Source organism: Ruegeria sp. YTSA135, from assembly GCF_059610165.1.
This window is the reverse complement of the sequence record NZ_JBXWNC010000002.1, coordinates 339533-355212: the sequence shown is the minus strand read 5'-3', so window position 1 is coordinate 355212 and position 15680 is coordinate 339533. Positions and strand designations below refer to the sequence as shown.

Sequence of the window (15680 nt, the reverse complement as noted above, 5' to 3'; positions counted from 1 at the left end):
GGCCGTTAGATTGCGCACAAAGACCCTTTCGCTGCAAAGCCTGGTGTTTTAAGGCTGTGATTAGGATATTGTTTTCCATCGGCACATATGAGTGTCAGTATGCTCCATGGGATACACACGCGGTCAGCTAGGTAGTCGGCGTGCCAAAAAATGGTGAGTTTTACGAGTGTTCAGAGCCTGATCCGGGCTATTGGATGTGTATGGGTTTAGAGTTGCCGGCCAAGGGATACAGTCCGCGATGACATGGTATTTTGTTCCACGAATGCTGTCGGCGTTTATCGCGATTGTGATTCTGATCGTAATGACCCGCGTTTTGGGCGCTGCAGACTTTGGGCGATACAATCTTACGCTTTTGTCTGGAATGTTGCTGTTTTCGTTTACATTCCAGTGGCTGGCCATATCGGTCGGCCGATTCCATCACGCACCCGAGTTTGAGGGGCAGACGATTGCGACGGTCCTGGGGGCTTCGGCTCTGCTGGGGGTGTTTTTGCTGTGTCTCGTCGGTCTTGTTCGGATGGTTATGCCAGCGGAGTGGGTAAGCAGTTTCTTCCTGGCCGTTGTTTTCTGCACTAGTCACGCGATGTATGAATTGGGAACGGTCTGCCTCAGGCAATATAATGAAGGACCGAAATTCGCCGCCGTGACCTTGCTGCGCCAGGCCTTGGGCGTGTCACTGGCCGTGACGTTTGTGGTTTATGGCGGGGGCTACGCAAGTGCGGTGATCGGAATGTCGATGGGTGCGGCGATTACAGGTGCCTATGCCCTGGTCTTCGCGCTGCGCAGGTCCGGTATCGTGGTGCCATCCCGTGGTGCGCTAAGAACTTATTTCCGGTTCGGATTCCCATTGGCGGTGGTGTCGTCCAGCGCCTCGTTCTTTGCGATGTCTTCTCAGTCTCTTCTGGCTTTCTTCGCGGGGATGGACGCGGCCGGATATTTTGCAGCGGCACAAACGCTTGCTTCCAAAGCGCTTAAATTGCCGATGACGACACTGTCGCGTGTCGTGGCCCCCAGTGTTTTCGAAGCGCATGAGATCAACGGGCTCCGATCATCGGACGCCGTGCTGGAACGCTATTTCTCGTTCCTCGTGCTGATTTCAATGCCGATCGTCGTTGCGCTCGTCTTTGCTGCGGACGTATTTACGCATCTGCTGTTCGAGCAGAGCTTTGCCGACGAAACCGCCCTTTACCTAAGATTGCTTTCCCCTGCCGCATTTATCGTCGGCTTGCAGGGTGCCTATTTCAGCTATGCATTTATGCGGTCAAAGAAAACCGGATTGCAGCTTGGCATTAGTGTTGCGTCACTTGTGGTGCATGCTTTGTTGTCGCTTGTAACTATCTACCTGTTCGGCGCGCTCGGCGCCCCGATTGCATTCCTGATCAGCGGTGTGGTTAGCTTTGTCGCTTATTACTACATCGGTCGAAAGGTCGACCCGCTACGGGTGTCGACGACAGAACTGAAATACGGCGTTCTTGGTGCGATAGCTTATGCGCCATTTTGTATCTCTGCCGGGATGTCAGCGAATCTGACCCTGCAACTTGCATTTCTAGCGGCTGGTTTGATTTTTATGTTCTGGGTGTTGGTGTTGCTTGGACAAGTTGCGGCGGTCGTCGTGTGGCGCAGGGCGCGTGGGTTCATGTCTTGGGCGAAAACCTGAGCGCAAAACATCTCAACTTAACAGAGATTTGAGGCCCAATGGGCAAGATTTTACCAATCGTGTGGTGCCAAATCGCCGATAGGTTATGGAAATCCGGGAAAAGCGCGCCCATCTATCGTCGACAGAACTGATTGGTGTTAAGGTTAAGGCCTTCTTAATGAGTTTCTTTTTGCGTCGGTTACCGGGATCAGCATGTACCAAGAGGGTGCTGCCCCAAAACTGACACAATGCTGCGTAAAATCGGGACAGTGCGTGAAACAAGTGGATGAGACCTATCCTAGCGAATTGAGGCTGGAATGATAATTTTCTATTTACTGTCAGGTCCTCTATTTGCTGCGATTGTCTTCGTGGCGTTGGCGATATCGGATGCAAGCTCGATTGCAGCACTCTCCGGTGGCCTTGTTGCTGGTTTTTGCGCACCCGCTTTGATTGCGTCTTTGTATCTTGTGTGCAAAAGTAAGTTACGTGTGAAGATCATCAATAAACTACCTCTGAAAACTGGACAGTAACGGGCTGTTTTTTGGGCAAGCCGCTCAAATTTTGACGTCTGCACCATCGCGCGACGTGCGGTTGGGTATTACGGCCGTGATTTTTCAGAAAAATATCGGGGTCGAAAGCTTTTCTGCAAAGAATACGAAATGTGTCATGCATGTGGAAAAGTTAACAAACAAGTTGTCACCTCAGGCAATAAATGCAAACATATTTCAGGCAAAAACCCGGCCATTTTATGACATCGAGTCGGGAAGCAAGACGAAACGGGGCAGCGGATGTGGTGGCGTTGCGCTGTTCATCTATTGAGCAAAAGAAGATTGAAACTCACGGCTTTCGCCCTTTTTTCGGGGTAAGCTCGCGGGTCCATAAGTGTGTTGTGCCTTGGTTCTAGGCGCTTTTTTGAGTAGTCAGTGCGTAAGTTTGGGGGTCATTATGAACCACAATCGAGGTTCTTTTCCGATAGAAGAGACCGAAATATATAATACAAGACAACATTTTATACCTGCTTCAAAAAATCGCGTAAATCTCCAAGGTTTCTATGCGGCCAAGGGTAAGCGTTTGTTGGATATTGTTCTGGTCTTGATTGGCGCGCCCTTTGTGCTGCCACTCATGTTATTGATTGCGATCTGCGTGAAACTGGACGGCGGGCCGGCAATTTACAGACAGAGGCGTGTTGGTCTGGGCGGGCGTGAGTTCGATTTTCTGAAATTCAGGTCCATGATGATTGATGCAGATCAGATCTTTCTGGATCATCTGAGGGAGTGCCCTGCTGCTGCGGCGGAATGGCAAGCCCGGCAAAAGCTTGAAAACGACCCCCGTGTTACCAAGGTTGGACGGTTTATTCGGGCCTCCTCTTTGGATGAGTTGCCCCAGCTTTGGAATGTTCTGATCGGCGACATGAGCCTTGTTGGCCCGCGCCCGATGATGCCTCAGCAACAGGCGCTGTATCCGGGAAGCGACTACAACCTAATGAAACCGGGGATCACCGGATTATGGCAGGTGTCCGAACGCAATGATGTCGAGTTTTCCCACCGCGCCGTTTTCGACACTGAATATGCTCAGAAGGTTGGTCTGTGGGTAGATATTAAGATTTTGTTTCAAACCATCGGCGCTGTTTGCAATCGCACAGGTCGCTGAGCCGTTGCACCACAGCCAAAAAACAGAGTGATGCTACGATCATGAAGTTGACCCGTAAGAAAATATTTCATTCCGCACCTGCACTGTTCAGGTTGTCATCATTGGTCCAAAGCCTCTGTGCGGCTCTATGCCTGTTTGTGTTGACGCACGGTCCTGCCGCTGCTGATTACAAGCTGGAGCCCGGAGACCAGATTCGTTTGTCCCTGACCGGCCTTGATGGCCTGTCTTTTGACGCAATCGTTGATGCGCATGGCAACGTAAACTTGAAATGGCTGGGCCATTTTGAGGCCAAAGGCTTGTTGGCTGATGAGCTGGAAAACCTTGTGCGGTTGGATGCGGCTGGCAAAATCGTCAAGCAATACAATGCGAATGGGGAAATCTACATCATCCAGCTGGACGGGGACGAGATCGAAGTCGCCCGCAATGGATACAGGCCCATCATAATCGGTGGGGATGTCGCACGTACTGGTCAGATTGATTTCCGTCCGGCCATCACCGCGCGTGAGGCTGTGGCCCTTGCCGGTGGCGTCCGCAGCATGCTGTTGGCCGATGATGTCACCATCGACCCGATACAATTGATGCGGTGGCAAACCACCTATGGGCAAGCGGCGCTGCAACACGCGCAGGCAATTGTTCAGGTCTGGCGCACGACGTCCGAGCTGCGACAAGATCTTGACATGCCGCCACCGACGCACGCCCAAGTCTCGGTGTCCAACGCGGTTCTGGACGAGTTGATCGCCGAGCAGATCAGGATCAGAGCCGTCAATCAGGAAAACGAAGCCGGTGAGCGGCGTTATTTCGAAGATGCTGAGGACCAGGCCGCGCAGCGCATTGAAATCCTGAAAGAACAGGAGATCGAACTCGCCAAGGCTCTGGCGTCCGATGAAGAGGAAGAGGCCAGAGTGATCAGCTTGATCGAACGTGGGTTGGCCGCGGGTTCAAGGATTGCCGATACGCGCCGGACTACCGTGTTGTCCGCCACGCGCTTGTTGGAGGTCGAAGAAGATCTGGCGGCCACAAATCTGGTTCTGACCAGATTGAAACGGGACCGGGAGCTGTATGAACAGCAGCGATCCCTTGTGTTGTTGCAGCAACGTCGCGACGCGCATCTGGCCCTTCGTGATGCGAGCCTGCAAATGGATACGATTGCAAAATATCTGGCTGGTGCGTCCAGCGAGATCGGCACTGAAAGCCTGATCAGTGATATTGATTACTCGGTTACGATTTTCCGGGTTGTCGACGGTGAATTGCAGGAGCTTCGGGCTGAGAAAATGACCCAGCTGCTTCCAGGCGACAGTGTCGAAATCTCGGTAGAGCAGGTGACACAGCAGACCATACAGCAAACAACACAATTGACCGAATAGTGGCCTGCGGGAAGGATCAGGTCGTCTTTAAGTAAAGAGTTGGCCCAAGGAGTCGCGTATTTCACGGGTTCCGGGGCGGTTTTAAGAAGTGAAGTTTTTTAATGGCGTATCTCAAAGCTAAGGCCGCGCCTCATTCGCAAGGCGCAAATCTGACGACGCTAAAGGCGTGCATCTTGGTGCTGTGCTTTGCGGTTATGCAGACTGTGCCCGCGGCGATAAATGGCTTTCCCTTTATTTTCTTCGATACGCGCGGTTACAACAATGCCGGCAAGGCGGTAGTAGAAACCATAGCGGGTAAGCAATGGGTCGATGAAGCGCCGGTAACCAAGGCGACCTCGCCAGCGGATTCTTCGGTCGAACAGGCTGTGGCGGCCGCACCGGACCAACGCGTGATTTCGATGTCCCGTTCGCCTTACTACGGCGCTTTGGTCTTTGTGTCCCTGCAAGCCGAAGCACTTTTGTTGGTGCTGTTTCAATCGCTGATCGTTGGCTACGTGGCTTGGCTTGTGGTGCGGCAAATTTGCAAGGAAAACCCCACGAAACCTTATCTGGTCATTGGCGTAATCTGTGCCGCGGTTACACCATTGCCGTATTTCACAGCCTATGCCATGCCAGATGTGTTTGCAGCCGTCGTGCCGCTTTGTCTGTTTCTGCTGTGTTTTTCGAAACGCAGCCTGACGAAAACTCAGATAGTAATCTGCTGGGTCATTCTGGCCGCAGCGGTTGCCATTCACAGCAGCCATATTCTTTTGACCTTTGGCCTGTTGGTGCTTTTGGCGCTGATGTCGCTATGGCCGCGGGTTAGACCGCTGCTATCTGGTTGGCTTATGTCATTTTTGGCTTTCAGCGTCGGGGTGTCGGCGGTTTTTGCTTTTGCCTTCGTGTCCCAGGCCGTGTTCGGCAGTTGGCCGCAGAACCTGCCTTTCCTGACAGCGCGCGGGATCGAGGATGGTCCGGTGGCCGAGCTGATGGCAAATGACTGCGGCGGGCACGCGTTTGCAATCTGTGACGCAGCGCCTTTGGACAATAACAGTTCGCAACTATTTCTTTGGGACAAGAACGGCTACTATCAGTCAGCAGATGAAGCTACGAAGCAACGGCTGAGTGACGAAGACTTCTCAGTTTTCCTGACAGCCGCGCTTGCGGAACCAGTGATGCAAATACGGGCTTCGGTTGGGAATGCATTAAGACAACTTGGTATGTTTGGTTTATACGAATTCTATACCGCCAAACGAGTCTTTGCTGAAAGCGCGCCGCACTTCATGAATGGCTCTAACCTTGGCAGGTTCGGGGCATCTTTGGCTGTTACTGGCGGCTTCCCGTTTACATTCCTGTCGACGTTTGTCTATGCGTCCGCCGTTATTAGTCTGATTACGGTGGTTCTTATGTGCGGGGTGCGATCAGTATCAAACACGGCGATGGCGTTGGCCGTGCTGATCCTGGCAACCTTGCTGATAAACGCTGTGGTCTGCGGCGTGTTGTCGGACCCGCACCACAGATATCAGGCGCGGGTTATCTGGTTGTTGCCCTTCTTGGCAACATTGCTTGTGTTTCAGGGTGCTCAACGCGCCAAGCCGGTCCCGACCCAGTTTTCCGGGGAAAATTCAGATGCAACGCTTTGATCTCAGACTTTTGGTGGAGTCCACCGGTCGGCGCAAAAGCACGTCGAAGAAACAGAGTGTAAAGGCGGATTTCCAAAGATGCCCTCGTCCCAGTTCTTAAAATTCGCGATCGTGGGTGCTGTTGCCTTTGTGGTGGATGCGGGTTTGCTGCTCATCGCGACAGAGGGTTTGAACTGGGCGCCAGAGGTCGCGCGGCTACTGTCCTTTTTGGGAGCTGTGACCACAACCTGGTATCTGAACAGAACGTTTACATTTGTGACCAAGATGCCCCCGTCCGTGAAAGAATTCATCAGTTATGTGTTGGCGATGAGCTTTGGGATGGCGGTGAATTATACCGTCTTTGTCGCCGTGATCAGGTTGAACGATATTGCCAGCACCTATCCTGTGCTGGCTTTGGTGCCGTCGACCTTGGCGGGAATGGTCATCAACTTTCTGTTCTCGCGCCGCATTCTCAGCACGAGTGACATTCCAAAATAATGATCGGGCGGTTTAGTCGGATTCTTTCCGTTCCGCGATCTGACGGCCAAGGTCTTCGCGATCTTCCGGGGTCAGCAACCATTCGTCGTCTACCCGGGTCGCTGAGGCAAGCTGATTGATATTCGGGCGTGATACGCCAAGAAGCTTCCGAACTTCGTCGCGAAATTGAAAGCCAACGACACCGGTCACGGCACTACCGGCAGCGAAACCGCCGACACCGAACATCAGGTTTCTGCGGGACAGTTTGCTAAACTTCATTTAACACCCCCAGTTTGTCACCCAAACGTGCAGCAAGCGCCATCAGGGTAAGCGTTGGATTGGCGTGGCCGCTGGACGTAAACACCGACGAACCGGCCACAAACAGGTTTTCATAGCCGTGCACACGGCAATCCGCATCAACGACGCTTGTTCTAGGCAAGGCGCCCATCCGCGTTGTTCCCATCGTATGGCCGCCCCCGGAAACGCCGAACACGATCTCTTCGTTCGAGATGCGGAGCCGCCCTAAATCAGAGGCAATCAGACGTTCGCCCAGCGTCTCAACAAAGGTATCAGCGGCCCGGAAACTGCGCGTGCTGATATGTAAATACGTACGAAGATTTTTTAGCCCAGCCGGGTCGGTGCCCCGTGTCACAGTGACCCTGTTTTCAGGCTCTGGGTCCATTTCCGCCACGACGATGGTTCCGTATGCCACAGCGTTTTCCCCCCATTTGCGGGCAAACATTGCTTCGACGGGATCATCTGAAATGATACGCGCCGGATACAGGGCTATCGACACGTCCAACCCGCCAACTTTCTGAAACAGCTCTTCGTCCGCCTCCAGCACATCGAGGCGTTCGCCAAAATTGTCGGGTACTGCTGGAAGATGGAAGTTCTTGTTGACAATCAGCTTGGCGCAATCCGGAAAATGAGGATGCTCCATAAGGTAGCGTCCAACCTGATCGTTTTCATTTCCGACCGCAGGCCCGCTTTCAGGTTGCGAGCTGAGAAGTATCTGGGCGTTGCCCATCCCGCCGGCCGCCAGAACAACGGTTTGTCCCGGCCGAAGATAGATTTTTTTGACCTCACCCCCGAGTGAGTAGATCGAGATAGCCTTGATCCCGCGTCGGTCTTCCCTGGCGTGCAATTGGCTCAGCGTTGTCCCAAGCGCCATGTCAGTTGTGGGAAGCTGTTCATATAGCTGCGGTTCCCGGATCAGGCGCAGAGCGTCCTCGGTGGACTTTGGTCGATAGGTGAAGCCGGGTGCAAACTCAGAGGAATAGGTTAGAAAAGGATCTGTCCGACCCAAAAGTTTTGCAGCGATACTGTAGTAGGGCTCAAGATCCTTGCGCATAATCGGCCATTGCCGAAAGTTGCGCTCGGTCATCGGCGTGCAGTTTCCTGCCCAGACAGCCGACGTCCCGCCCATTGCACGCACCCAATGCAAGGGCCAATGCGATCCGTCCAGATGCCCGCGACCACGTATCGTGGCGAAGTTGGACTGTACGTCGTCGTTATATTCGGCTTCTCCGGTCTCAAGCATGATGACTTTTTTGCCGTGAACACCAAGACGGTGGGCCATGGCATATGCGGCAAGACCGGAACCAGCGACAATAACGTCGTAGGTGTCGAAATCTACTTCACTCGCTAAAACCTTCAAACTGGCTACTCACATTTTTGAAACAAAAAACGGTCATTAGGCAATGCGGTCATGGTAAGCGATTCTTATGCGTGGTCGTATATTTTTTTTGGGTCCAAGCGCTCAATCCCAAACACAATCGGCGTTTCGTGCTCCGCAGAGTGAATAGGCAACCGGTCAGCCGAAGTTCGGATCGCCGTAAAGTTTCGCCTTCTTCAGGTCGACGCGCGTCGCCACCAATGCGGATGGGCGCACGCCCACGTTTTCCAGTTCTCGGATCGCCTGCAACATCGAATTAACGCGGGTGCTGTTCCAGCGGGTAAACAACAGGACGCGGTTGGATATTTGCGACAGATAGGCCGACTCCACTGCCGATAGCAGCGGCGGGGTATCCAGCAGAATGACGTCATACATATGCGACAGCGAGTAGAGCAGATCAAGGAACGCCGGTGAGCATAGGAAATCTGCGGCTACCGTTTGGGCCTCTTGCCCTTCGCCGCAGATCAGCGGCAGGATATCCAGCCCTGCCTGCGGGCTGCCGACGACATAGTTCAAAAGAAACTCCGGGTCTGCTCCGGCGTGTTGCAGGGCGTCGGGTGTCAGTCGGGAATAGTCACGATAGGCCGAAGTCAACGTGTCACAATCTATGATCAGCGTGCGGTAATTCGCCTTGGCGCAGACTGCGCCCAATAACAGAAGCGATGAGGTCTTGCCCTCATCCGGCAGCGCGGAGGCACCCGAAAATATCACACACTGCGTGTCCGAAGCGGAAAGCTTGTTCTTCTCCTCCGGACGGTTCGAAAAAATCATGCTGGCTTGGGCCGCTGGCTCGCTTTGCGTGTTCGAGACGCGAAGGCCGACATCGCTGCTGGCAAGCAGCTTGCGTCCGAAATGGTGCATTTCCGCATCCAGTTTGCCGTCATGAATAAAGAAGGTCTCGAACGGCGGGTCTTCTTTGGCCTCTGGCACGATCGCAGACAGCTTGACCCCGGTTGTGCTTTCATACTCGTGCGTTGTTCTGAGCCGCTTCTGAAAGAGCTCGCGCACAACCGTTCCGATCAGGCCGAAAAACACGATCGCGAACATGACGAGGATCGCCGTCTGCGAGCGTTTGGGTTCCGAAGGATCAATAGCAGGCCGGGCCCGTTCGATGATATGCGCGCCCGCATCCAAATAGTCCGCTTGTTCTGCCCTACGGCCCAGCTGCGACACGAAATCCCGATAGATGGTTTCCGTAACCAGAATCTCGTTTTCGATCCGCTTGGTGATCGAATCGTGCTGAACTTGTTGGGCCTGCTGCTCGCGGAATGTTTCGATGCTTTGTTGCAGGCCAGTCAATTGTGCATTCAATTGGTCTATTTTCTGCTCGGTGGATTGCTGTATCGCATCCAGCGCGGTGATGGCCGCGTCGTCTGTGATGTCGCTGCTGGTGCTGCGTGACAACAGCCCGACCTGGGCGGCATAGTCGACTGCTTCGCGCAGATTACCCTGATCGCGCAGCTCTGTGATCGTGTTTGTTTGTTCTTCAAGCTCCTGCAGGGATGCGTTGGCCAGAGAAGATCGCCGTTCCGCCTTGATCCTTTGCGCCTTGATCGTTGCATATTCATCAGGGGAATAAGGTATCTCGATCGAGTGCGTCTCAAGGTCTGAACTCAGTTTGTTCAAGTCTTCCCGCAGCTGACCGATACGGATAGTCAACCAGCTTTGCGATTGCCCAAGTGATTCGCGCTTCATTTTGGTCAGAACGGTCAGGTATTCCGATGCCAGGCTGTTGGCGATTTCAGCGGCTTTGTGTTTCGACTTAGTGGTCACTCGAATTTCGTACACGGCCGATAGGTCCCCGACCTGTTCAATACGCCTTGATCTCAGCAGGTTTTCGACGGCTGCCTCGCGGCGTATCTCTTCCTCGGAACGTGTGTCGCCGTCAGCAGTCGCATCGTCACCGCCCGCAAGTGTATCCACCAAAGCATTTTTTAACCCGCGCGCCAGCGCGATCGGGTTCAGGGTAATTCCGCCTTCCTCTCCGGCAAACTCGGGATCGTTTTGCAAATTCAGGCGTTCAACTACGCTTTCAATCAGGTCTGTGGACCGCAGCAGTTGCAATTCGCTTTCCAGGGATGTCAGCGACAACGGCAAGCCCGAGACCTGCGGCGTAAATTCCGTTTCCGTTTGTACACGGGTTTCGATCATGACCTTGGCGCTTGAGGTGAACCGGGTGTCGGCCGTGTAGGTCAGCAGATAGGCCAGAACCCCACCGCAGAACGCAAGTGCCAGAATCCACAGTATGGATCGGCGGATGGCCCAGGCAGCATTGGACAGCATTCTAAGCTCGGGATCGCCGGCAGCGGCTTGCCCCACACCCGATAACTCTACGTCGAGCCCTCTGCGATACTGATCAGTCATAACTCATAACAACTTTTGACACAGATATAGTTCAGGTCAGCCCGGTAGCGTCTGGTGGACAACACGTGTCGTCAGCGGCCATCAGCCTGCGGGCCAGAAAAATTCAACAATGCATTAACCAAACCACAATTGACGGTGAAAAGTAAGCAAGTTTGACAGGAAACACGCAAATACACATGTTATTCGAAACAATCCGGGTCAGAACCGATGAATTTCCTAGCAAGAATCGATGGGCCTGCTAACCTGCTTACACTTTCGTTTTTTGTGACCAGTTGGCTTTTACATGAATAAGATTTTGGATAAGCGCCTGCCGCATGCTTTTGTCGGGGGCATGCCAGTTGCGATCGCGGGTGCCAACGAATTGACAGACGTCATGCTGGAGGACGTGCAGCGGCGGCGGTGCGGTAAGCTCAATCGTGCGACAACTGTGTTTTCGTCAAACGCACAGGCGATTTCGCTGTATGCAAGCGATGAACACTTCGCCAAGACAATGGATTTGGCCGATATTATCCACGCGGATGGCCAGATTGTTGTCTGGGCGTCCCGCTTATCCTATGGCCGTCTTGGCATCCCCGAGCGAACCGCAACAACGGATTTCATCCACTCGGCGGCCACGGTTGCGGCAAAAAATGGCCTGAGTTTTTATTTGCTGGGTGGGGTTGAAGAGATCAACCGTGAGTGTGCGGAAAAGTTGGCCCTTATGTATCCGGGCCTTACCATTGCCGGACGGCGACATGGTTACTTTGATTCCTCCGAAGAAGACGAGGTCGTGGCTGATATCAATGCCAGCGGTGCGGATATCCTGTGGGTCGGGCTGGGCAAGCCAAAGGAACAGTTTTTTGCGGAACGGATTGCAACGAAACTGTCGCATTGTGCCTGGATCGTCACCTGTGGCGGGTGTTTCCACTATATTGTGGGCGATTACGCGCGTGCGCCGGAATGGATGCAAACCTTGGGATTGGAGTGGTTGCACCGCATCGCGACAGGGCCGGGCCATCTGGCCCGTAGATACATGCGGACCCTGCCTCATGCGCTCAGCATTGTGTTGCGCAAGGATGTTCCCAATCGTTTTGGCCGCAGGTAGGGGCAGACAGTTGCCATAAGTTTGAGTTTTGCCGCCTCCGGTCGGTTGGTGTGTTGTGAAAGGTTCGGTGTGAGTAAGGTCGAGTTCATTGGAATCGGTGCGCAGAAGGCTGCGACGACGTGGTTGCACCACGTCCTGTCGGAGCATTCCGCCGTGACCATGGGCGACACCAAAGAGCTCAACTTCTTTACCGCAAATTATGACCGGGGCTACATCTGGTACGAAAGCTGTTTCGCCGATGGCCCCGCCGGTACGATCAAGGGCGAATGCTCTCCGACATATTTCTTCAGTCTGGACGCCCCGCAGCGCGCAAGGGACTACAACAAGGACCTAAAGCTGATCTGTATCCTGCGCGATCCGGTCGAAAGAGCCTATTCCAACCACCTGCATGAAATTCGCAAAGGCCATATCGCATCCTCGATCTCGTTCGAAGATGCTCTGGCGCGGAACCCGGCCTATGCGCGGCAAAGCCAGTACAAAACGAACCTTGAACACTGGCTTGCCTGTTTTGACCGAAGCGCGCTGTTGTTGCTGTTTTCCGAGGATATCTCGGAAAATCCCAAGCGGACATACGATCAGATCTGTCGTCACCTTGCAATTGCACCCGATCCGAATCCGGCGTCGCTGTCTGATCGCCACCACGAAACCGTCACCTACCGCAGCCCGGCTGTGCAGCACACCCTGCGCCGGGGTGGTGACATGATGCGCTCGCTGGGGATGCGTAAAGCGGTACGAACGGTGAAAGGTTTGCCGGGGTTCAAACACGCGCTGTCCATGAACAAAGAGCACCTGAAAACAAAGATCGCGCCGCCAACGTCCGAAACGCGTCAGAGGCTGACTGACCTCTTCACGCCCGATATGGAGTTTGTGGCGCAGGTCACGGGCCGTGCGGAATTGCCCTGGCAGACTTGGCGCGAACGGAAGGGTGGCGTTTAACCCATGCGATTGAGTCGGGCCGCCAAGATCTTCGGAGAGATGCGCATCAACCAGATGGGCCACGTCGCGCGGCGCCTGCTCGGTGCCCGGTTTCTGAGCATCGAAGATTTCTTGCCACCGATTTCCCCAGAACAAGGCGCGCGCCTTGCAGCCTTGGCGCGTGGTGCACGCGGTAAGATCAACACTCCGATCCTCGTGCTGGGGGTCATGCCGCGCTCGGGCACGAATTTCGTACGTGATCTGGTGGCTATGCACCCGGATGTGGCGGCGGATGCCGGGCGGTTGTATGAGTTTCCCTTACTGCATGCAGCGGATGACGCAGCTGCGTTTGCGCGGGATTTCCTAAGGTATTTTCCGCGAAACGGCGAGGTTCTTGAGAAATACGATCTGCTGGCAATGTTGGCAGGGGCGTGGTTTCGGGAATTGCAGGCGCAGGCGCCGGGCGAGCACATCCTGCTGAAGTGCCCGCATGTGCATAACCTGACCCTAGCGCCGTATATCTTCCCGGACGCCAAACTGATCCTGTGTCTCAGGGATGGGCGCGATGTCGTGGACTCAACGCTCAATACTTTTTCGCGATATTCTTTGGCCCGTAAAACTTTTCGCCAGTTAGCGGATGAGTGGCGACTTGGAACCGAAGCCATAACAACCTTCACCGAAGGCGGCGTGAATGAGACCGAAGACGCGTTGGTGGTGCGGTATGAGGATATCGTCGCGGACTCGCAGCTTTTTGTTACGAACATGCTGGCCCATACCGGGCTGAACCCCGAAGTTTTCCCCTGGGATAGGGTCGATCAATTGCCAGTGCGCGGGTCGTCGCGGTCAAATGCTTCAGACGATGCGCGTTGGCAGCCGCAGTCAAAAGCGTCGGATTTTAATCCGGTAAAGCGCTGGGCGGCATGGTCGAAAGCAGACAAAGCCCGGTTTGACAAACTGGCAGGGCGCGCATTGGAGCTTGCCGGGTATGAGCGGTGAACGCAGAACACAACCCGGCCCGCATGTGGCCATTTGCGTCGCGACGTATCTGCGTCCGCTGGGTCTGCGGGCCTTGATCGAAAGCCTGAACGCGCAAACCATCAGCGATGAACAGGTGCAGGTGACGCTGGTGATCGCCGACAACGCGCCCGAGGCCACGGCTCAAGCCACGTTGGGGGATATCCAAAGCCTGTCGAAATGGCCGGTGATCTATGTGACCGAACCGACGCGCGGTATCGTGGCGGCACGGAATCGCACTTTGTCCGAGGTCCCTCGGGATGCCGATTTTGTTGCTTTCCTCGACGATGACGAAGAGGTTTCGCAAATCTGGCTGGCAGAAATGCTCAAAACCATGCGCCTGCCCGACACCGTGGCAGTTCAGGGCCCGGTTGAACCGCGCTATAGGCAAGCCCCGCCGGACTGGGTTGATGCCTTGAACCTGTTTCGCATGGGACCCTATGATCAAGGGGCGGAATTGGTGTCGGCAGCGACCAACAACTCGATGGTGCGGGCCGACGTCATCCGCGACCGAGCGCTGCGTTTTGATCCGCGTTTCAACATCACGGGCGGAGAGGACGAAGAGTTCTTTACCCGTCTGCGCGACGGTGGTGGCACGATCCGCGCGGCGGCAGATGCTCTGGTCTGGGATGACATACCCGAAAACCGCACCACGATCCGGTGGCTGGGGCGGCGTTGGTTTCGTAAGGGCAACACGCTGAGCCGCATTGCCCTGATCCGGCGCAAGGCTGTTGGGATGCGGGTGGTCAAAAGCCTTGGCGCTTTGGGGTGGGGGTGCGCGATGTGCCTGTGTCTTGGCTTCGGCTCACAGGCCAGATGGTATCGCGGCCTGCTGGAAATTTTCAGGGGCGCGGGCATGATGGCCGGCTTGTTGCGTTTTGAGTTCTCTGAATACAGCAACTCAGCCGTAAAGGTCGACCGGGTCGGAGGCCGATAACATGCAGCACACCACGTTTTCGATCATCATCCCGGCCCGAAACATGGAGCTGTATATCGCTGAAACGCTTGAAAGCGTCAGCGCTCAGAGCTTTGGGGCATTCGAGGTGATTTGCATCGATGACGGTTCTACCGACCGAACGGCCCGCATCATTGAAGACTTTATACAGCGCGACGTCCGTTTTCGCGTGGTGCAGGGCCCGTCAAAGGGTGTCAGCGCAGCGCGAAATCTGGGTCTAACACTAGTGAAAACACCCTTTGTCTTGTTTCTTGATGCTGACGATCTGCTGCAACCCGAAGCGTTGCAGCGCTATTATGACACGCTAACATGTACCGAATCAGTGGGCGCGCTGGCCGGTGTGCAGCGTATGGCTGTCGACGGCCATGTCATGCGCGGCACGGATAACAGGGCACTGGTTCCTGCTCAGGATCAACTGGACGCGCTGCTGTGCAAGAATTTTGTGGTCAATGGCGGTGCTCTGGCGCTTCGCACTGACAGCGCAAAGCGGGTAGGCGGATATGATGAAAGCCTGGTAAAAGGCGAAGATTGGGAATTCTGGTGTCGTCTTGCGCTGCTGGGAGAGTTCGTTGTGGTCGAAGGGCCGCCGCTGCTGCGTTACCGTCAGGTGGCCAGCGGGGCCAATCATCAGGCGCGTGGGTCCGTTTTTGCCCGCCGTGTGCCCAGCATTCAGAAGGTTGCGGCCAATGCGGATATGAAGGCGCGGTATGGGTCTCGGCTTCGTCGCCTTTTGCGCAAGCGTCAGATTGATATCTTTTGGTCAGGCGTTCGCAACCAATTCCAATATGGGCGCAAGTCGACCGCTGTGTTTGAAGGCGTGTGCGGCGCGGTTCTTTATCCCGATAGCCTGCTGCGACCAAAACTGATCTGGCGGTTCCTGCAGAGTTTGGACCGCCGTGCAAATCAAGGGACCGCCACACCCGGTAAAAGCGAAGGGAGGAACTGACA

General features: G+C 54.7%; 13 protein-coding genes. 10 read left to right on the top strand and 3 right to left on the bottom strand.

Translation table 11 applies throughout. The annotated features are described in order from the left end of the window. Positions 1-238: 238 nt before the first annotated feature. The 5 genes from AC2FIT_RS04765 (at position 239) to AC2FIT_RS04745 (ending at position 6746) form a co-directional block, all read left to right on the top strand. Entirely contained in the window at positions 239-1654 is a 1416-nt protein-coding gene (locus AC2FIT_RS04765; protein ID WP_496827134.1) for an oligosaccharide flippase family protein, read from the top strand. An 873-nt stretch (positions 1655-2527) separates the two neighbouring features. Further along, positions 2528-3283, top strand: coding sequence for a sugar transferase (locus tag AC2FIT_RS04760; protein WP_496827133.1), 756 nt, complete (start codon positions 2528-2530; stop codon positions 3281-3283). A 41-nt stretch (positions 3284-3324) separates the two neighbouring features. Continuing rightward, the gene (locus AC2FIT_RS04755; protein WP_496827132.1) at positions 3325-4647 is read left to right on the top strand and encodes a polysaccharide biosynthesis/export family protein; all 1323 of its coding nucleotides are present in this window, start codon (positions 3325-3327) and stop codon (positions 4645-4647) included. Between the two features lie 101 nt (positions 4648-4748). Continuing rightward, positions 4749-6269 carry a hypothetical protein gene (locus tag AC2FIT_RS04750; RefSeq protein WP_496827130.1) on the top strand — a complete coding sequence of 507 codons (1521 nt, stop codon included), beginning with the start codon at positions 4749-4751 and terminating at the stop codon, positions 6267-6269. Positions 6270-6347: 78 nt separating this feature from the next. Continuing rightward, a complete protein-coding gene (locus AC2FIT_RS04745) occupies positions 6348-6746 on the top strand; it encodes a GtrA family protein (RefSeq protein WP_496827128.1) in 399 nt (132 codons plus the stop codon). Between the two features lie 12 nt (positions 6747-6758). On the opposite strand, the gene AC2FIT_RS04740 is transcribed toward AC2FIT_RS04745, so the two are convergent. The 3 genes from AC2FIT_RS04740 to AC2FIT_RS04730 form a co-directional block, all read right to left on the bottom strand. After that, positions 6759-7004: a hypothetical protein gene (locus tag AC2FIT_RS04740; RefSeq protein WP_496827126.1), complete on the bottom strand. Its 246-nt coding sequence runs from the start codon at positions 7002-7004 to the stop codon at positions 6759-6761. Continuing rightward, positions 6994-8382, bottom strand: coding sequence for a GMC oxidoreductase (locus tag AC2FIT_RS04735; RefSeq protein ID WP_496827124.1), 1389 nt, complete (start codon positions 8380-8382; stop codon positions 6994-6996). Before AC2FIT_RS04735 ends, AC2FIT_RS04740 begins: the two co-directional genes overlap by 11 nt. Positions 8383-8538: 156 nt before the next feature. Then, the gene (locus tag AC2FIT_RS04730; protein WP_496827122.1) at positions 8539-10764 is read right to left on the bottom strand and encodes a GumC family protein; all 2226 of its coding nucleotides are present in this window, start codon (positions 10762-10764) and stop codon (positions 8539-8541) included. A gap of 283 nt (positions 10765-11047) precedes the next feature. Between AC2FIT_RS04730 and AC2FIT_RS04725 the strand changes: the two genes are divergently transcribed. From AC2FIT_RS04725 to AC2FIT_RS04705, 5 genes are all read left to right on the top strand, one after another. Continuing rightward, on the top strand, positions 11048-11848 hold the full coding sequence (locus tag AC2FIT_RS04725) for a WecB/TagA/CpsF family glycosyltransferase (protein ID WP_496827120.1): 801 nt from the start codon (positions 11048-11050) through the stop codon (positions 11846-11848). Positions 11849-11917: 69 nt separating this feature from the next. After that, positions 11918-12784: a sulfotransferase domain-containing protein gene (locus AC2FIT_RS04720; RefSeq protein WP_496827118.1), complete on the top strand. Its 867-nt coding sequence runs from the start codon at positions 11918-11920 to the stop codon at positions 12782-12784. 3 nt (positions 12785-12787) lie between these two features. Next, positions 12788-13759, top strand: coding sequence for a sulfotransferase family protein (locus AC2FIT_RS04715; RefSeq protein ID WP_496827116.1), 972 nt, complete (start codon positions 12788-12790; stop codon positions 13757-13759). After that, the gene (locus tag AC2FIT_RS04710) at positions 13710-14714 is read left to right on the top strand and encodes a glycosyltransferase family 2 protein (protein WP_496827114.1); all 1005 of its coding nucleotides are present in this window, start codon (positions 13710-13712) and stop codon (positions 14712-14714) included. The genes AC2FIT_RS04715 and AC2FIT_RS04710 overlap by 50 nt, the downstream gene beginning before the upstream one ends. Position 14715: 1 nt before the next feature. After that, positions 14716-15678 (top strand): glycosyltransferase family 2 protein, encoded by a 963-nt coding sequence (locus tag AC2FIT_RS04705; RefSeq protein ID WP_496827112.1) that lies wholly within the window; start codon positions 14716-14718, stop codon positions 15676-15678. Positions 15679-15680 lie beyond the last annotated feature (2 nt).